Below are 18,316 nucleotides of genomic sequence, written 5' to 3'. Positions count from 1 at the left end.
TCGACTTCGTGACCGCGTCGTTCACGTTGATCGCCGGGAACAGCAGAGTGCCGTCGCGGTGCATCTCGTAGAGCCGGTGCACACCCGTCGTGGTCTCCTCCGTGACACCACGGATCTCGGAGGCCAGCTGGGTCCACTTCTGCGGGGACTCACCCAGCGTGCGGTTGAGCAGCGTGAGGATCTGCGCGTACTCCTCGCTGTCCGCCGTCGCCGGGTCCGGGGCCGCGCCGGCCTTTTCGAACTCGACGCCCTTGTGGACGAGGAGGGTGGCGTCACCGCCGTCGTCCAAGATCATGTTGGGGCCGCCGGTGGGCGTGTTCGGCCAGGTCAGGGCCTGCTCCGTGCACCACCAGTACTCCTCCAGCGTCTCGCCCTTCCAGGCGAAGACAGGGATGCCGGCAGGGGCCTCCGGGGTGCCGTCCGGGCCGACCGCGATGGCCGCGGCCGCGTGGTCCTGGGTGGAGAAGATGTTGCAGGAGGCCCAGCGGACCTCGGCGCCGAGGGCGACCAGGGTCTCGATCAGCACGGCGGTCTGCACGGTCATGTGCAGCGAGCCGGTGATGCGGGCGCCGGCCAGCGGCTGGGTGGCGGCGTACTCCTTGCGGATCGACATCAGGCCGGGCATCTCGTGCTCGGCGAGAGTGATCTCCTTACGGCCGAAAGCCGCGAGGGAGAGGTCGGCGACCTTGAAGTCCTGTCGATTGGCGACCGTCGTCATAACGGGCTGCTCCTCGTTGTGGAGTCGAGGGTGGGTAGGGCGGCTCTGCGGCGGCGGGCACAGGAATGCCCGGGCGCTCGCAGCGCAGTCCGTCGGAGGCCCTCTCTCCCTCGGCCGGTCCGGTGTACGGACCGATCGACCGCCATCAGCAGCGACGTCTGACACTGCCGTCGAATCTACACCGAACGGCGCAGCCGCTCCCAGTCCACCGGAGCGGTGCCGGGGCGGGAGCGGCTGTACGGGGTAGGCGATGGCGAGTCCTATGCGGTCAGCGGCCGGATTCCGTCGGGCTCGACGGGTCCGCCGGGCCTGGCGGGTCCGCCGGGCCTGACGGGTCCGCCGGGTCCGCCGGGTCCGACGGGTCCGCCGGGGTGTCGGTGGCTCCGGGTTCGGTGGCCTCGGGTTCGGGGGCTCCCGGTTCCGGGGCCTGTGGGCCGGGGGTGGTGGCGTCCCCGCCCGGGGTGGTGGCGTCCCCGCCCGGGGTTTTGGCCGGGTTGGTGCCGGCCGCGGCCGCCGCCTCGTTGTAGATGTCCGGCTCCAGGTAGATCACCCGGGCGATCGGGACGGCCTCGCGGATGCGGGACTCGGCGGCGTTGATGGCGTTGGCGACCTCGCCGGCCGTGTCGTCGTGCTGGACCGCGATCTTGGCGGCGACCAGCAGTTCCTCGGGGCCGAGGTGGAGGGTGCGCATGTGGATGATGCCGGTGACGGTGTCACCGTCCACGACCGCGGCCTTGATCTTGTCGACCTGCTCGGTGCCGGCGGCTTCGCCGAGGAGCAGGGACTTGGTCTCGGCGGCCAGGACGATGGCGATGGCGATCAGCAGGAGGCCGATGCACAGGGTGCCGATGCCGTCCCACACGCCGTTTCCGGTGCCGATGGCCAGGCCGACGCCGGCGAGGGCGAGGGCGAGACCGATGAGCGCGCCGAAGTCCTCCAGCAGCACGACGGGGAGTTCCGGGGCCTTCGCGCGGCGGATGAAGTCCGTCCAGCTGAGCGAGCCGCGGGTCTGGTTGGACTCCTTGATCGCCGTACGGAAGGAGAAGCCCTCGGCGATGATCGCGAAGACCAGCACGCCGACCGGCCAGTACCAGGACTCCAGCTCGTGGGGGTGCTTGATCTTCTCGTAGCCCTCGTAGACCGCGAACATGCCGCCGACGGAGAACAGGACGATGGAGACGAGGAAGGCGTAGATGTAGCGCTCGCGGCCGTACCCGAAGGGGTGCTGGGGGGTGGCCTCGCGCTGGGCCTTCTTGCCACCGAGAAGCAGCAGCCCCTGGTTGCCGGAGTCGGCGAGGGAGTGGACGCTCTCCGCGAGCATCGACGACGAGCCGCTGAACAGGAACGCGACGAATTTGGCCACTGCGATCGCGAGGTTGGCGCCGAGTGCCGCCACGATCGCCTTGGTTCCGCCTGACGCACTCATGGGTGGCTGGTGTCCCTTCTTCGGTGCTGCGGCTCCGGCGGCCGCGGTACGGCGGCACATTGTTGCAGCCGCCGTACCGCGGACGGTACGTCAGGCCACCACCGTGGCCCGGAACAGCATGCCCGTTCCGGACACCCGGACCGGTTCGCCCGCCGGTACGAAGACCGACTCGCCGGGGCCGAGAGCGAGTTCACCGGTGCGCGGAGTGCCCGCTGCGCAGAGCAGGATCTGGGGCGTGGGCGCGGTCAGGTCGATGGGGGCGGCGCCGGCCGACAGGTCGAAGCGCGAGAGGCGGAACTCGTCGACCGGCGTCTCGTACAGCTCTTCGCCCAAGGGGGACGCCTCGGGGCGCAGGATTCCCGGATCGGTCGCCTCGAAACGGACGATGCGCAGGAGTTCGGGGACATCGATGTGCTTGGGCGTCAGGCCGCAGCGCAGCACGTTGTCGGAGTTGGCCATGATCTCGACGCCGAGGCCGTCGAGGTACGCGTGCGGGACGCCGGCGCCGAGGAACAGGGCCTCGCCGGGCTGGAGCCGCACGTAGTTGAGCAGCATGGCCGCGATGACGCCGGCGTCGCCCGGGAAGTGGTGGGCGATGCGGGCGTACGGGGCGTAGGCGCCGCCGAGCCGTTCCGCGGCGGCCGCGGCTGCGGCCACCGTGTCGGCCATCTCCTCCGGGTCCGCGGTGAGGATCGCCGTCAGGACCTCGCGCAGAGCGTCCTCTTCGGGCTGGGCGCGCAGCAGATCGGCGTACGGCTTGAGGGAGTCGACGCCCAGGCCCTCCATCGCCTCGGCGGCCTCCAGGGGCCGGCGGAATCCGCACAGGCCGTCGAAGGGGGTGAGCGCGCAGACCAGTTCGGGCTTGTGGTTGGCGTCCTTGTACGTGCGGTGGGGGGCGTCGATCGGGACGGACCGGCGCTCCTCGTCCGCGTACCCCGCCCGTGCCTGGTCCAGGTTCGGGTGGACCTGGAGGGAGAGGGGGGCGCCTGCGGCGAGCAACTTGAGCAGGAAGGGGAGGCGGGGGCCGAACTTCTCCACGGTGGCCGCGCCGAGTTCGCCGACCGGGTCGGCGGCGATGACGTCGGTGAGGGCCTGCTCGGTGAGGGCCTGTTCTGCGGCAGCCTGTTCGGCGGTGGCCGATGCGGTGGAGGTGGCGCCGGTGCGGGCTATCCGGGAGGGGGCACCGGGGTGGGCGCCCATCCACATCTCCGCCTGCGGCTCGCCGGTGGGGGCGACGCCGAGCAGGGCGGGGATCGCGGTGGTCGAGCCCCAGGCGTACGGGCGCACGGTGTTGGAGAGCCGGTCCATGGAGTGTGTCCTTGTGCGTTGTGTTGCGTGGCGTTGCGTGGCGTGGCGTGGCGTTGCGTTGTCTCGATGGGGTGCGGGAGCTGTGCGGTGCGCGGGGCGCCGTTGTGCGCTCGGGTTGTTCGGGCGTTCGGTGCCTTCGGTGCGTCCGGTTGGTTCGGGCGTTCGGGCGTTCAGTGGCCGGCTGTCGAGGCGAGGGCCAGGTAGACGGCGGCGAAGTCGGTGACGGCGAGCAGTTCGGCGAGGGATTCGAGTGTGCTGCCCTCCTCGGGTTCGAGCTCGCTGATCGCAGTGTCGTGGCCCAGGGCCAGTTCGCGGGCCGCGGGGGCGGCGCTGAGGCCGCCGGTGGGGCGGTCCCTGAGCAGGACCACCCGGGCGTGCAGGCGTTCCGACTCCTCGACGCGGTCGCGGAAGAAGTCGTCCGGGTCCGCCGCGGCGGCGAACGCGCCCGCCAGCAAGCCCCCGTGCGCCGGGAGCGCCTCCGGAAGCACTGCGGCGAGGGCCGGGCGGCCCGAGAGCTCCGCCAGGACCGCGGCGAACCGGCGTCCGACCGGGCCGGCCGCGTCGCCCTCCGCCCAGATCAGCGGCAGGCTGTCCGCGAGTTCCGCGGCGAGGGTCTTGGCCGGGTTGCTGTACGTGGCGATGGCCGGGCCGCAGCGCTCCGCCGTGCGGTCCAGGCGGTCCGCGACGCTCTGCAGCGCGTCGGCGGGGGCGGTGACCAGGCCGACGCGGTCGAGCAGCGCGAGCAGCGGGGTGAACAGGGCCCAGAGCGTGCCGGGGCCGGCGGCCGACGTCTCGGCGTCGTACTCGCCGTGCGGGGCGGAGGCCATCGGTACGACGAGGCCGTGCACCCCGTGGACCGCCTCCCGCAGCGGGGACCGCAGGGGCGCGACGGCCACGACCGTGCAGCCCCTGCGGTACGCCTGCTCCGCGAGGAGGGCGAGGCCCGGTTCGGAGCCGTCCGCCGTGGCGATGAGCAGCAGGTCGACGGAACCGGCCCAGCCGGGCAGCGTCCAGCGCAGGGCGCCGGGGGCGGGGGCGACGCCGGTCGGGTGGATACGGGTGACCGGGGCGGAGGCGCCGGCGAGCGCGGCGATCAGGTCCGCGACGCCGGTCGCGGCGGTGCCGGAGCCGGCGACGAGGACGGCGCGGGGGCGGCCCTCCGGGTTCAGCTCGGTGATCCCGGCCTCCGTCGCGTGCCGGGCGGCGGTACGGACCCGGGCCCCCGCCTCGGCGGCGCCGCGGAGCAGACCGCGGCGGTCGGCTCGGGCCAGGGCTTCCGGGGCGTCGAGCAACGACTCGTCGAGCATGGGGACGGTCCTCCGATCACGTGCCGGTCGCCGGCTGGTGCGGGTGGCGCTGCCGGTTACGCGGGGCGGCGGGCCTCGTCGACGAGGAGTACGGGGATGCCGTCCCGTACCGGGTATGCCAGGCCGCAGTCCTTGCCCGTGCAGACCAGTTCCGGGCTGTCGGCGCCCGACCTGTCGTCGAGCGGGGAGTGGCAGGCGGGGCAGGCCAGGATCTCCAGGAGGCCGGCTTCGAGCGGCATGGGGTGGTCCCTTCGGGCGGGATGTGTCTTGGCGGGCGGGGCGCGGTGTTCTGTGTGCGTGTGGCGAGGTCAGCCTACCGCTGGGGGGGCTGGGGGGCGCCTGCGGCGGGCCTTCTCCCCTCCCCGCCCCTTCCCGAAACCGGAGGCTCCGCCCCCGGGCCCCCGCGCCTCAAACGCCGACGAGGCTGGGAGCGGGCGGCCAGCACCTCCAGCGGCCCTCCGGCCGGGGATTCGGGGCTCCGCCCCGGACCCCACGCCTCAAACGCCGGCGAGGCTGAGGGCTGAGGGCTTCCGCTCTCCGCCTCGGCGCCGGCGAGGCGGAGAGTTCGCGGCTGCGCGCCCTGCCCCGCGCCTTGCCTCAAGCGCCGCCGGGGCTGGGCGTCCGCGGAGGCTGGAAGTGGGCAGCCAGCATCTCCAGCGGCCCTACGGCCCGGGATTCGGGGCTCCGCCCCGGACCCCGCTCCTCAAACGCCGGAGGGGCTGGAGTAGGCGGCCAGTGCCTCAGTGGCCGAAGGGACTGGCAGCGGTGGAAAAGCAGCTGCGGGACGCCAGCGCCCTGAGTGGTCGGAAGGGCTGGAGTGGGACGGAGGGCCGGCAGTAGTCGGAAGGGCCGGCAGTGGCAGCAGGGGCGGAAGCGATCGGAAGGGCCGGAACGGCTGGACGTTGCCGCAGGGGTCGGACGGAAGCGGCCGCGAAGGCCGGAAGCGGAAGCAGCCGCAAGGGCCGCAAGCAACCCGGAACAGCCGGAAGCGAACGCGCGGACGCAGAGCTAGAAGCAGCCGCAAGGGCCGGAAGCGAACGCGCGGACGCAGGGTCGAAATCAGCCTGGACCGGCCGGAAGCGAACGCGCAGCCGCACGGCCGAAATCAGCCGCAAGGGCCGCAAGCAGCCCGGAGCGGCCGTAAGCGGCGAGCGGGAGGCGCCGTGGGGGCCGGAAGCGGGCACGAAGGCCGGAGATGGCACCGGCGCGTCCTAGCCCCGGATCAGCCCCAGCACCTCGTCCCGTACCGCCCGCATCGTCTCCTCGTTCTCCGCCTCCACGTTCAGGCGCAGCAGCGGCTCCGTGTTCGAGGGGCGGAGGTTGAACCACCAGTGGGGGGAGGTGATCGTGAGGCCGTCGAGGGTGTCCGTGGTGATGTGGTCGCGGTCGGCGAAGGCGGAGCGGACCTTGGCTGTGCGGGCGGGCTGGTCGTCGACCGTGGAGTTGATCTCGCCGGAGGCGGCGTAGCGGTCGTACTGGGCGACCAGGGTCGAGAGGGGGGCCTGCTGGCCGCCGAGCGCGGCGAGGACGTGGAGGGCGGCGAGCATGCCCGTGTCGGCGTTCCAGAAGTCGCGGAAGTAGTAGTGCGCCGAGTGCTCGCCGCCGAAGATCGCGCCGTGGGCGGCCATCTCGGCCTTGATGAAGGAGTGGCCGACCCGGGTGCGGACCGGGGTGCCGCCGTGTTCGCGTACGACCTCGGGGACGGAGAGGGAGGTGATCAGGTTGTGGATGACCGTGCCCCGGCCACCGTTGCGGGCGAGTTCTCGGGCGGCGACCAGGGCGGTGATCGCCGACGGGGAGACGCCCTCGCCCCGCTCGTCCACCACGAAGCAGCGGTCGGCGTCGCCGTCGAAGGCCAGGCCCAGGTCGGCGCCCTCGGCCACGACACGGGCCTGGAGGTCCGTGATGTTCTTGGGGTCCAGGGGGTTGGCCTCGTGGTTCGGGAACGTGCCGTCCAGCTCGAAGTACATCGGGACCAGGTCGACCGGCAGGTCCGCGAAGACGGTGGGGACCGTGTGGCCGCCCATGCCGTTGCCCGCGTCCACGACCACCTTCAGCGGGCGGATCGCCGTCAGGTCCACCAGGGAGAGGAGGTGGACGGCGTAGTCGGTGAGGGTGTCGCGTTCGGTGACCGTGCCCGGAGTGGTGCGCGGCTCGGGGGCGCCCGTCTCCGACCACTCCTCCACCAGCGTGCGGATGTCCGCCAGGCCCGTGTCCTGGCCCACCGGTGCCGCGCCCGCCCGGCACATCTTGATGCCGTTGTACTGCGCCGGGTTGTGCGAGGCGGTGAACATCGCGCCGGGCAGGTCCAGCGCCCCGGACGCGTAGTACAGCTGGTCCGTGGAGCAGAGGCCGATCATGGTGACGTCGGCTCCGCGGCCCGCCGCACCCCGGGCGAACGCCCCGGACAGGCCGGGAGAGGTGGGGCGCATGTCGTGGCCGACCACGATCGCGTCCGCGCCGGTCACCTCGGTGAACGCCGCCCCGAAGAGTTCGGCCAGCGGCTCGTCCCACTGGTCGGGCACGACTCCGCGCACGTCGTACGCCTTCACGAGTTGCGACAGGTCTGCGGTCACGGGCCGGTCCTCCTGGGGTTTCTGCGGACCGCCAAACTACCCGGCGGCCCGCGGCGCCTCAGGAGTCGGGGGAACGCAGGACGCGCAGGTGGCCCCTGCGGGCGACCTCCATGGGGTCCGCGGTGCGCGGGCCGCCGCCCCTCGTGCCGTCGCCGCGTTCCTGCGGGCGGGCGGCCTCCCGTACGGCGTTCGCCAGGGCTTCCAGGTCGTCGCCGCTGGGGCGGCTGGGCGCGGAGGGGTCGGAGAGCCGGACGACTTCCCAGCCCCGGGGCGCGGTCAGCCGCTCGCTGTGCTCGGCACAGAGGTCGTAGCAGTGGGGCTCGGCGTAGGTGGCGAGCGGGCCGAGGACCGCAGTCGAGTCGGCATAGACGTACGTCAGTGTCGCGACGGCAGGGCGGCCGCACGCGGTGCGCGAACAGCGACGTACAGGGCTCACGATGTTGGACGGTACCGCACTCTTGAGCGGGCTGCGACGACTCTCCCCCGGCTCACCCCTCCGTGTCGCCCTGTGACCTCCGGCACACGGCCCCCCGTGGCAACTCCCCTGACCTGCGCGGCGGAAGAGGACGAAGGCCCTGACGGCAAGGATTCCGGTCACCGCTGTGCCGTGAACCTTGCAGAAGACGGAGTCGCGGCGGTCGGGAGCGGGGCCGGAAACGGGCTGCCGTGTGGCCGGATTGTTCAAGAGCGGACAGGGAGCGGGCGGCGGGCGGGCCGGCCGCCGGGCTCGCGCTCGGTCACCGTCCGACCGCCCTTCGGAGCGTTAGGCTGCGTCGGTGATGGACAGTCCCGTACCGCCCCTCCCGTCCGAGCCGCGGCCGCGGCGCCGAGACCGACACGGCCGCGGTATGCGCGGGCCCGTCGCTCCGCCGCAGGTGCCGCTCTCCACGAGCCGCGCGGACAGCTTCCGCGATCTCGTCCAGGACTCCGTCGAACGGCTGGAGCGGCGCTGGCCGCAGCTGGCCGAGGTCGACTTCGTCGTCCTGGAGGTGCCGGAGACGGCGGAGGAGACGGTTCCGCTGGGCAGCGCGCTCTCCGCCGAGAAGGGCCGGCCGGCCCAGATCGCCGTCTACCGGCGCCCGGTCGAGCTCCGTACCAAGAGCCGCGACGAGCGCGCCCTCCTCGTGCACGAGATCGTCGTGGAGCAGGTCGCGGAGCTGCTCGGCCTCGCCCCGGAGTCCGTCGACCCCCGTTACGGCCAGGAGTAGCGGGGGCGGCCCTCTCAGTCGTCCAGGACCGACAGGTCCTGTTCGGCGGCCGGTACCTCCACCGTTCCCTTGTCGTCCGGCAGCGTCTGCACCGTGAACATCGGGATGCCGTCCTGCTGCACCGTGAGCGTCCGGGCGGCGTGGACCGGGCCGCCCGACTGGGTCTCGACCGTCAGGGCGTACGTGCCCTTGAGGCCCGCGGGGACGGGCGGGGTGACCGCCAGCGTCGTGCCCGCGGCGACCTTGTACGTCTTGCTGACCGGGGTACCGCCCTCGCTGCCGGCGGACGCCGTGACCTTGACGGTGCCGGCGGCGCCGGGGGCGGTGAGCGAGAGGACCGAGCCCTTGGAGCGGTTGTCGGCAACGGTGGCCCGCGCGCCGACCGGGCCGGTTGCCGGGATGTAACCGACCTCCTGCTTGTCGCCCTTGCCCCGGACCACCCGCAGCGCCGCCACCACCGGGGTGGCCCTGCCCTTCTCGGAGGGGATCAGCAGCAGCGAGCCGGCCTCTCCACGGGTGAGGTCCTTCAGGTCGAGCCCGGCGGTCATCTTCGACTTGACGTGCAGTTCCTCGTGGCCGGCCGGCGAGACCGCGCTGGTCTTGCCGAGCAGCTTCAGCTTGAGGTCGGCGTCGTCGTCGCCGGGGGCGAAGGCCACCAGCCGTACCGAGGTCGCGTCGGCCGGGATGCCGGGCAGCACCAGAGTGCCGGCCGGTTCGGCGGCGGGGGCGATCCAGTCGCTGCCGCTCTTGCTGTCCGACGCCCTGACGGCCGCGCCGACCCGGCCGGTACGGGTGGTGACGTGGACGGTCACGTCGTCGGCGGCCTTGCTCGTCAGCGTCGAGATCAGGACACGGACGCCGGAGCCGGCCGGGACCGTGATGCCCTCGCCCACGTCGGACTTGAGCGAGCCGTCGGGACCGTACAGCTCGATGTCGGCGACGGCGGCGGTGTCGTCCGGGTTGGTGAGGTGGACGTAGTCCTGGCGGGACTTCGCGGTGCTCGCCGCGGGGAACCAGAAGTCGGTGTCGGGCGTGGTGCAGCTGATGCCGAGCAGGCCGCGTCCGTCGCCCGCCTCGATGCCGGTGGTCTGCTGGGCGGTCCAGCCGGGCGCCAGCCGGCCGGTGGCGGTGCCGATGAGCGCGGGCGAGTCCGCGCCCGACGCCTCGCCGGTGGCGGGCTTGCCGGGCTCCTTCAGGGAGACCACGGGCTTGTCCGCCTTCTTGCCCTTCCCCTTGTCCTTCTTGGTGTCCTTGTCGTCGTCCTTGGCGGAGGACAGGAGTTCGGCCTTGCCGCCGTTGGCCGACCCGCCGCTCCCGCCGGCCGGTGTGAAGGCCGTGTACGCCGTCTCCGAGAGGTCGGAGAGCCCGGGCGCCGGGCAGAGCAGGCTGGTCCGCTCGACGGGCAGCCGTGCGGCCGTCCGCGCCTCGGCCGTGCCGCTGCCGTCCGGCACGTTGAGCGCGGCGAACCCGGTGACGGCGGCCAGGGCGACGACCCCGGCGATGAGGGACACGCTGGTGGACTTCACTCGGACTCGCCTCGGGTCGGCCACGGGTTCTGGCCCGGGGCGGGGTTCTCGGGGTTCTGCGGGTCGTACGGGCGCTGCTCGCCGTACTGCCCGGTCTCGGCGTCGTAGCGGCCCGGGTCGTACTGCGCCGGATCGTACGGAGCGCCCGCGGCGTACTGGCCGCTCGGGTCGTACGGGGCCTGCGGGCCGTCGTACGGGGCCTGCGGGTCGTAGGCGCCCTGGTACGGGTCCTGACCGGTCGCGCCGTACTCGCCCTGCTGCTGCGGATAGCCGTACGGGTCGTAGCCGCCGGCGTCCGGCTGCTGGTGCCCTTCGGCGTACTGGGCGTCCGGCTGCTGGTGCCCTTCGGCGTACTGGGCGTCCGGGTACTGGCCGTCCTGGTGCTGGCCGTCCGGGTACTGGCCGTCCTGGTGCTGGCCGTCCGGGTACTGGCCGTCCTGGTGCTGGGCGTCCGGGTACTGGCCGTCCTGGTGCTGGGCGTCCGGGTACTGGCCGTCCTGGTGCTGGGCGTCCGGGTACTGGCCGTCCTGGTACTGCGGATAGCCCGCGTCCTGGTACTGGCCCTGCGGGGCGTCCCACTCGCCGTACTGCTGCTGCGGTACGAAGACGCTGTCGTCGTCCTCCTGGGCGCCCTCGGGGGCCGGGGCCGGATCGCCGTCCTCCGGGCCCTGCTGGACGGGGACGTACACCGGCTGCTCGCCGGTCTCCTGGACGGCGTCCGCCTCCGGCTCCTCGGCTCCGCCCGCGGCCTCGTTCTCGGCCAGGGCGGCCGCGCGCAGCCTGCGGGCCCGGCGGCCTTCGCCCGCGACCGGTTCGGCGGCGACCGCCTCGGCCTCCTCGGGCAGGTCGTCGTCGATCTCCCGGCGGCGGCCCGGCAGGGCCATGACCACCAGGACGACGGCGAGCGCGATCTGCGCCCAGATCCACACGGTGTGCGTGAAGGGCGCCTCGTACGTGAGGTCCAGGGTGCCGCCCTCGGCGGGGAGTTCGAAGCCCTGGGCCCAGCCGTCGACGGTCTTGCGGGTCAGCGCCCGTCCGTCGAGCGTGGCCTGCCAGCCGGGGTCGGCGGCGTCGGCGATCCGCAGCACGCGGCCCGTGCCGCCCGCCGGGATCTTGGTGTGCGCCTCGACGGGCCGGGAGCCCACCGGAAGCGGCTCGCCATCGGCGGCGGACGGGACGATCATGATGCGGGCGACCTGGCGGTCCACCCGCCACAGCGCGCTGCCGTCCAGCTGGCTGAGCCGGCTCAGGCCCGGGGTCGCGTCGAGCACCCGGCTCATCTGCTTCGGGGCCCCGTCGCGTACGAGGACGTAGCGGATCGCGAAACCGCTGAGCTGGCTGCCCTGGTCGGCGCCGGAGCCGGCGACCAGGTTGGCGACGACCTTGTCGAGGTGGCTGTTGCCGCCCTGCGCCTCGGCCAGTTCCGCGTCGCCCAGCCGGGCGCCGGAGCCGCGTACCAGGGTGTACGTGACGGAGGCGGGCGAGGTGCCGCCGAGGACCAGGGTGCGCGGCTGGTCGCGGGTGCCGCTCTCCTCCGCGACGAAGGCGGGCACCTGGACCGGGTCGCGGCGCTCCAGCGGGCCGGCCGCGCCACCGATCATCCAGCCGGCGGCGGCCAGCACCGGGGCCAGCCCGGCCGCCAGGGCGATCAGGACCGCGACGGGCTGGCGCCAGCCGAAGCTGAGCTCGGCGACCCGGATGCGGGCGCCGTCCGCGCCGACCAGCGCGGCGGCGATGAGGGCGGCGCCGTAGACGAGGGTGGCGGGGCCCGCCCAGCCGGAACCGTTGGCGAGCCCGGCGAACGCGAGGGCCACCAGCGCGGCCACCCAGGCGGTCCGGACGGCGAACTGCCGCTCCCCGCGGAGCAGGGCGGCGAGCGCCGCGAGCACGATGCCGAGGAGCAGGACGCCGCCCGCCGCCTTCGGCCCGCCGGGGCTGATGCCGAGCAGGTCCAGCGCGGACGCGGAGCCCGTACCGGTCTCCATCCCCGCTTCCTTCAGGAACGCGGACGGGCTGCTCAGGAGCGAGAGCGACCAGGGCGCCAGGACGAGCAGCGGGGTGCCGACGGCGGCGAGGAAGCGGAGCCCGTAGGCCGTGATGTCGTCGCGCCGCAGCACCAGGACGCCGAGGCCGAGGACGACGGCGAGCGGCCACACGACGGGGGTGAACGCCATCGCGAGGGTCAGGAGCAGGGTGTACGCCCAGGTGGCGCGCCAGCTGCCGCGGCTGTCGCCGGTGGCCCGCATGCCGTGCGCGGAGACCGCCGTGCGGGCGATCAGCGGGAGCAGGACGGCCAGGACGGCGGTGCCGAGGCGGCCGGTGGCCAGGGCGCCGGTCGCGGCGGGCAGGAAGGCGTACGCGACGCTCGCCCAGGCCCGCAGCAGCCGGGAGGGCAGCAGCGGCCGGGAGACGAAGTACGCGGTGAGGCCGGCGAGCGGGACCGAGCAGACGAGCAGCACGGTGAGTGCGAAGCCGGTGGAGCCGAGGAACAGCGCGGACAGGGCCGAGATCACAGCCAGGTAGGGCGGTGCGGTCTGGGTGCCGCCGGTGCCGACGGCGTGCCAGCCGTCCGCGTATCTGCCCCACAGGTCGGCGACGTCGCCGGGGGCGGGCAGCAGGGCGCCGCCGGCCAGGGCGCCGCCGCCGATGAGGCCGCGGCAGGCGACGAGGGAGACCAGGAGGAGGACTGCGAAGAGCACCGGGCCCGGCTTGCGCCCGACCTTCTTGAGCCGGGCGAACTGGTCGATCTCCAGGTAGTCGGCGTCGTCGCCGCCCGGTCCGGACTCGACGGCGCCGTGCCGGGAGCCGCCGGAGTCGGCGTCGGAGTCGCCGCCGAAGTTCCCGGCGACCTGTTCGGCGGTCGCGCGGACGGTGGCGCCCGGTGCGGGGAAGAGGCCGCGCAGCTCGGCGGGGTCGATGACGCCCTTGCCGCGGTCGCGCCGGGCGGCCAGGATGCGGCCGGGGCGCAGCAGGGTGCTCAGGAGTCCGGTGACCTCGTCCAGGGCCTGGCCCGGGACCTTGCCGACGAGGTAGGCGAGGGTGCGCAGCAGGGTGCCGAGGACGAGCCGGAGCAGCACCCAGGGCAGCCGCTTGCCGCGGGCGTTGACGAGCATCGTGTAGACGGCGCCGGCCTTGTCCACGCGGTGCGGGCTGGCCACCGAGCGGCCGGCGCAGTCGATGGGGCGGCGTTCGCGGGCGGATGCCTCAGCGTGGCGCAGGACGGCGTCGGGGGCGACGAGCACCCGGTGTCCTGCCATGTGGGCGCGCCAGCACAGGTCGACGTCGTCGCGCATCAGGGGGAGTCTGCGGTCGAAGCCGCCGAGTTCCTCCCAGACGTCCCGGCGGATGAGCATGCCGGCGGTGGAGACGGACAGGACGGTGCGGACCTGGTCGTGCTGGCCCTGGTCCTGCTCGCGGCGGTCGAGTCCGGTCCAGCGCCGTCCGCTGTTGGCGATGGAGACGCCGACTTCGAGGAGCTGGCGGCGGTCGTACCAGCCGCGCAGCTTGGGGCCGACGATCGCGGCGTGCCGGTCGTTGTCCACGACGCGCAGCATCTCGGCGAGGGCGTCGGGCTCGGGCGCGCAGTCGTCGTGGAGCAGCCAGAGCCACTGCACCGGCTCGCCGTGCGGCAGCTCGGGCATCTCGTACGCCTCGTCGTGCCAGGTCCGGGTGACCGGGTCCCAGCCGCTGGGCCGCTTCAGGTAGGGCAGATCGTCCGGGGTGAGGACGCCGGCCGTGCGGCTCGCCTCGTCCACGGCGGTGCCGAAGCTCGTACGCCGCGCGAGGTGCAGGACCCGGTCGGCGCCGAGCGCCTCGGTGACCAGGCGCGCGGAGTCGTCGGCGCTGCCGGTGTCGGCGGCGACGACGTTCTGTACGGGGCGTTCCTGCCCGAGCAGTCCGGCGAGCGCGTCGGGCAGCCAGCGTGCGCCGTCGTGGGAGACGAGCACGGCGGTGACGACATGCCGGGGGAACTCTGGGGCGGCGGCGGCCGCGTACGGCGCCGTTGATTGGCTGTGCACGGACATCGAGGTACGGGCCCTCCGGCCGGGTCCGGGGGACGTCCCCCCGGGGGCTGCATCGGTGTACACGCGCGCCCTGTCGGGTCGTTGGCGCGTCTCGGACGGGGCCCCACACTAACGGTACGGATAACCGGGGTGGCGCGGAGAGGGCGACGGGGTGCCCGGCCGGCGGGAGGAAGTACGGAAGCCGGGCACGGCGACGGCCCGCCGCCTGCGGGGGGGTGCAGGCGGCGGGCCGTCGCGGGTGGGTCAGATCGCGGCCTTCTTCAGGCGGCGGCGCTCACGCTCCGAGAGACCGCCCCAGATGCCGAACCGCTCGTCGTTGGAGAGGGCGTATTCGAGACACTCGGACCGGACTTCACAAGCGAGGCAGACCTTTTTCGCCTCCCGGGTCGATCCGCCCTTCTCGGGGAAGAAGGACTCGGGGTCGGTCTGGGCGCACAGCGCGCGCTCCTGCCAGCCGAGCTCCTCGTCCGCGTCCTCGACCAGCAGTTGCTGGAACAGCTCGGTCATGTGCGCCCCTTGTCCCGTCTCTTGCGTCCCCGTGATGCGGCCGTTATCTGATCGGCCGAACGACACGAGTGAAATTACAAGTGTGTAGCTCTGGGGGGTCAAGCCCAGATCTGCTATTGGCCCCGCTATTCACTCTGCGGAACCAAGCGTATGCGTTAAGTGTTCAAATCACCAAAAACCTGACATATGCCATGGGCTCTCTCGCGCCCTCGCCCGCCATGGAGGGAAACTCCCGGGGGCTCGGACACGTTGCGATTCGATCACTGAAGCGACCAAGATCACATTCGGGTCACGGCGCCGCGCCCGTGTTTAGCGGCACGACTGCTGCGCCACCTGTCCCCACTCGGCGATGCACAAACCTTTCTCCGCGCCGAGTGACCGAATGAGGTGAAACATTGCCGCCAAACCGGGCATTGGGTTGACAGTGGGAGGTTCTCCGGGTCTTCTTGATGACATGCCAGTGACCTCAGCGATGCACGCCACCCACGCCCGTGGGTTCCGTAGCGCTGTCCAGGCTCGCTGTTGCTGTTCCAGCTGTCTCAGCTGCTGACGCCGCCCAAGCCGTCGTAGCCCTCGCGCTCCGGCTCGGCACCCTCGTCCCGGACCCCCGGACCCTTCGTACGCGCCCTCGCGGCTCCGCGGCCGCCGGTCCCAGGTCCTCGCGACACGCCTCACCGCACTGCACCGCACTTGCACCCCTGCCGAGGAACCACCGCACCCATGAACAGCGACAGCGACCTCCAGATCGCCGGCGACCTCCTTGAAGTCCAGCACCTGCTGCGCCCCGCCCGCGAACACCCCGTCACCGTGGCCGAATTCGTCGGCCTCGCCCGCGCCATCTCCGCCGACCGCTCCCAGTGGGCCCCGCTCGTCCAGTACGACGCCACCACCCGCTGGTACCACCGCCTGCGCACCGGGCCGGGCTACGAGGTCTGGCTCCTGAGCTGGGTCCCCGGCCAGGGCAGCGGCCTGCACGACCACGGTCCGTCCTCCGGCGCACTGACCGTCCTGGACGGCGAACTGACCGAGCGTACGGACCGGGGGAAGCGGACGCTGGGCGCCGGGGCCCAGCGCGTCTTCGCCCCCGGCTACCTCCACGAGGTCGTCAACGCCTCCCTCGAACCGGCCGTCAGCCTCCACGTCTACTACCCGGGCCTGACCGACATGCCGATGCACGCCGCCCAGTGCGCCCCGGCGGCCGCCACGGTCTGAGCGGCCCGCGTCCGCGAGCACCCGTGCTCCTGACAGTCCCACCCCGCCGCCCACCACCACCCCAACAAAGATCAGGCTTCGCCTGACAGCCCCACCCGCCGCCCACCACCACCCCGACAAAGACCAGGCTTCGCCTGACAGACTGTTTGCATGCGCATTGTGGTTCTGGCCGGCGGTATCGGTGGTGCTCGTTTCCTGCGTGGCCTCAAGGAGGCCGCGTCCGACGCGGACATCACGGTCATCGGCAACACCGGTGACGACATCCATCTGTTCGGGCTCAAGGTCTGCCCCGACCTCGACACCGTGATGTACACCCTCGGTGGTGGCATCAACGAGGAGCAGGGCTGGGGCCGGACCGACGAGACCTTCCACGTCAAGGAGGAGCTCGCCGCGTACGGCGTGGGCCCCGAGTGGTTCGGGCTCGGCGACCGCGACTTCGCCACCCATATCGTCCGTACGCAGATGCTCGGCGCGGGCTATCCGCTCAGCGCCGTCACCGAGGCGCTCTGCGCGCGCTGGAAGCCGGGGGTCCGGCTGCTGCCGATGTCCGACGACCGCGTCGAGACGCATGTGGCGGTCGACGTCGACGGCGAGAGCAGGGCCGTGCACTTCCAGGAGTACTGGGTGAAGCTGCGCGCCTCCGTGCCGGCGCAGGCGATCGTGCCCGTCGGCGCCGAGCAGGCGAAGCCGGCGCCGGGCGTCCTGGAGGCCATCGCCGGGGCCGACGTCATCCTCTTCCCGCCGTCCAACCCGGTCGTGTCCGTCGGGACCATCCTCGCCGTACCCGGCATCCGCGAGGCCATCGCCGAGGCCGGGGTGCCGGTCGTCGGCCTCTCCCCCATCGTCGGCGACGCCCCGGTGCGCGGGATGGCGGACAAGGTCCTCGCCGCGGTGGGCGTCGAGTCGACGGCGGCCGCCGTCGCCCAGCACTACGGGTCCGGGCTGCTCGACGGCTGGCTGGTCGACACCGTGGACGCGGGCGCGGTGGACGCGGTGGAGTCGGCGGGCATCCGCTGCCGCTCCGTGCCGCTGATGATGACCGACGTCGCCGCCACGGCCGAGATGGCCCGGCAGGCGCTGGCCCTCGCCGAGGAGGTACGCGCATGAGCGCCGCCGCGCCCTCCTACCGCGTGTGGGCCCTGCCGGGGATGCCCGAGGTGCGTGCCGGGGACGACCTCGCGAAGCTGATCGCGGCCACCGAGCCCGGTCTCGCCGACGGTGACGTGCTGCTCGTCACCTCGAAGATCGTCTCCAAGGCGGAGGGCCGGATCGTCGAGGCCACCGACCGGGAGGCCGCGATCGACGCCGAGACGGTACGGGTGGTGGCGCGGCGGGGAGCACTGCGCATCGTGGAGAACCGGCAGGGCCTGGTCATGGCCGCCGCCGGGGTCGACGCGTCGAACACCCCCGCCGGCACGGTCCTGCTGCTGCCCGAGGACCCCGACGCGTCCGCCCGCGCGATCCGGGAAGGGCTGCGCGCGGCGCTCGGCGTCGAGGTCGGCGTCGTCGTCACGGACACCTTCGGACGCCCCTGGCGCAACGGGCTGACCGATGTCGCGATCGGTGCGGCCGGGGTGCGGGTGCTGGACGACCTTCGGGGCGGCACCGACGCGTACGGCAATCCGCTGAGCGCGACCGTGGTGGCCACGGCCGACGAACTGGCCTCGGCCGGTGACCTGGTCAAGGGCAAGGCGGACGGGCTCCCGGTCGCGGTGGTGCGCGGGCTCGGCCACGTAGTGGACCCGGCGGACGCGCAGGGCGCCCGGGCGATGGTGCGGGTCGCCGCCGACGACATGTTCCGGCTGGGCACCTCCGAGGCGGTACGGGAGGCGGTGACCCAGCGGCGCACGGTGCGCGAGTTCACGGACGATCCGGTGGACCCGGGGGCGGTACGGCGTGCGGTCGCCGCGGCGGTCACCGCGCCGGCGCCGCACCACACGGCGCCGTGGCGGTTCGTCCTGCTGGAGTCCTCCGAGTCGCGGACCCGGCTGCTCGACGCGATGCGGGACGCGTGGATCGCGGATCTGCGGCGCGACGGCAAGAGCGAGGAGTCGATCGCCAAGCGGGTGCGGCGGGGCGATGTGCTGCGCCGGGCGCCGTATCTGGTCGTGCCGTGCATGGTGATGGACGGCTCCCACACGTACGGGGACGAGCGGCGGGACGGCGCGGAGCGCGAGATGTTCGTCGTCGCGGCGGGCGCGGGCATCCAGAACTTCCTGGTGGCGCTGGCCGGTGAGCGGCTGGGGTCGGCGTGGGTGTCCTCGACGATGTTCTGCCGGGATGTGGTGCGGGAGGTTCTGGCGTTGCCGGAGGCGTGGGAGCCGTTGGGGGCGGTTGCGGTGGGGCGGGCGGTTGCGGCCCCCGGGCCGCGGGTGGGGCGCGATGCGGAGGATTTCCTTGTGGTGAGGTAGGACGGCGCGAGGTTTTCGGGGCTCTGCCCCGGGCCCCGGTCCTCAATCGCCGGACGGGCTTGTTTTGCCCGGGCCCGGCACTCAACTGCGGG

Annotated in this window: 14 protein-coding genes; 4 read left to right on the top strand and 10 right to left on the bottom strand. The window is 73.2% G+C overall.

The genetic code is table 11. The annotated features are described in order from the left end of the window. The 7 genes from E6R18_RS18720 to E6R18_RS18690 all read right to left on the bottom strand — a co-directional run. A partial coding sequence (locus tag E6R18_RS18720; RefSeq protein WP_136318034.1) for an adenosylhomocysteinase occupies window positions 1-718 on the bottom strand: 718 nt, incomplete at its 3' end. 268 nt (window positions 719-986) lie between these two features. Then, entirely contained in the window at window positions 987-2,144 is a 1,158-nt protein-coding gene (locus E6R18_RS18715) for a cation diffusion facilitator family transporter (protein WP_240799783.1), read from the bottom strand. 90 nt (window positions 2,145-2,234) lie between these two features. Further along, a complete protein-coding gene (manA, locus tag E6R18_RS18710; protein WP_136318033.1) occupies window positions 2,235-3,452 on the bottom strand; it encodes a mannose-6-phosphate isomerase, class I in 1,218 nt (405 codons plus the stop codon). Window positions 3,453-3,622: 170 nt separating this feature from the next. After that, entirely contained in the window at window positions 3,623-4,759 is a 1,137-nt protein-coding gene (locus tag E6R18_RS18705; RefSeq protein WP_136318045.1) for an SIS domain-containing protein, read from the bottom strand. Window positions 4,760-4,815: 56 nt separating this feature from the next. Continuing rightward, window positions 4,816-4,998: a Trm112 family protein gene (locus E6R18_RS18700; RefSeq protein WP_136318044.1), complete on the bottom strand. Its 183-nt coding sequence runs from the start codon at window positions 4,996-4,998 to the stop codon at window positions 4,816-4,818. A 972-nt stretch (window positions 4,999-5,970) separates the two neighbouring features. Beyond that, entirely contained in the window at window positions 5,971-7,335 is a 1,365-nt protein-coding gene (locus E6R18_RS18695) for a phosphomannomutase/phosphoglucomutase (RefSeq protein WP_136318032.1), read from the bottom strand. 58 nt (window positions 7,336-7,393) lie between these two features. After that, entirely contained in the window at window positions 7,394-7,771 is a 378-nt protein-coding gene (locus E6R18_RS18690) for a DUF3499 domain-containing protein (RefSeq protein ID WP_018524691.1), read from the bottom strand. Between the two features lie 343 nt (window positions 7,772-8,114). Here E6R18_RS18690 and E6R18_RS18685 point away from each other — a divergent pair, with 343 nt between their 5' ends. Continuing rightward, a complete protein-coding gene (locus tag E6R18_RS18685) occupies window positions 8,115-8,543 on the top strand; it encodes a metallopeptidase family protein (RefSeq protein ID WP_136318031.1) in 429 nt (142 codons plus the stop codon). A 14-nt stretch (window positions 8,544-8,557) separates the two neighbouring features. Here the strand turns inward: E6R18_RS18685 and E6R18_RS18680 are convergent, their stop codons facing one another. The 3 genes from E6R18_RS18680 to E6R18_RS18670 all read right to left on the bottom strand — a co-directional run bounded on the left by E6R18_RS18680 (window position 8,558) and on the right by E6R18_RS18670 (window position 14,601). Then, window positions 8,558-10,069: a DUF5719 family protein gene (locus E6R18_RS18680; protein ID WP_136318030.1), complete on the bottom strand. Its 1,512-nt coding sequence runs from the start codon at window positions 10,067-10,069 to the stop codon at window positions 8,558-8,560. Then, window positions 10,066-14,094, bottom strand: coding sequence for a glycosyltransferase (locus E6R18_RS18675; RefSeq protein WP_136318029.1), 4,029 nt, complete (start codon window positions 14,092-14,094; stop codon window positions 10,066-10,068). Before E6R18_RS18675 ends, E6R18_RS18680 begins: the two co-directional genes overlap by 4 nt. Before the next feature lie 243 nt (window positions 14,095-14,337). After that, complete coding sequence (locus tag E6R18_RS18670) at window positions 14,338-14,601, bottom strand: WhiB family transcriptional regulator (RefSeq protein WP_003968728.1); 264 nt, start codon at window positions 14,599-14,601, stop codon at window positions 14,338-14,340. 720 nt (window positions 14,602-15,321) lie between these two features. Between E6R18_RS18670 and E6R18_RS18665 the strand changes: the two genes are divergently transcribed. From E6R18_RS18665 to E6R18_RS18655, 3 genes are all read left to right on the top strand, one after another. Then, on the top strand, window positions 15,322-15,813 hold the full coding sequence (locus tag E6R18_RS18665; protein ID WP_136318028.1) for a cysteine dioxygenase family protein: 492 nt from the start codon (window positions 15,322-15,324) through the stop codon (window positions 15,811-15,813). A 150-nt stretch (window positions 15,814-15,963) separates the two neighbouring features. Continuing rightward, window positions 15,964-16,920, top strand: a complete 957-nt coding sequence (gene cofD, locus E6R18_RS18660) for a 2-phospho-L-lactate transferase (RefSeq protein ID WP_136318027.1) — start codon at window positions 15,964-15,966, stop codon at window positions 16,918-16,920. Further along, on the top strand, window positions 16,917-18,224 hold the full coding sequence (locus tag E6R18_RS18655) for a coenzyme F420-0:L-glutamate ligase (RefSeq protein WP_136318026.1): 1,308 nt from the start codon (window positions 16,917-16,919) through the stop codon (window positions 18,222-18,224). The genes cofD and E6R18_RS18655 overlap by 4 nt, the downstream gene beginning before the upstream one ends. Window positions 18,225-18,316: the final 92 nt, after the last annotated feature.

Source organism: Streptomyces sp. A1277 (assembly GCF_004795015.1).
Lineage (GTDB): Bacteria > Actinomycetota > Actinomycetes > Streptomycetales > Streptomycetaceae > Streptomyces.
This window is presented reverse-complemented; position numbering and strand designations above follow the sequence as displayed.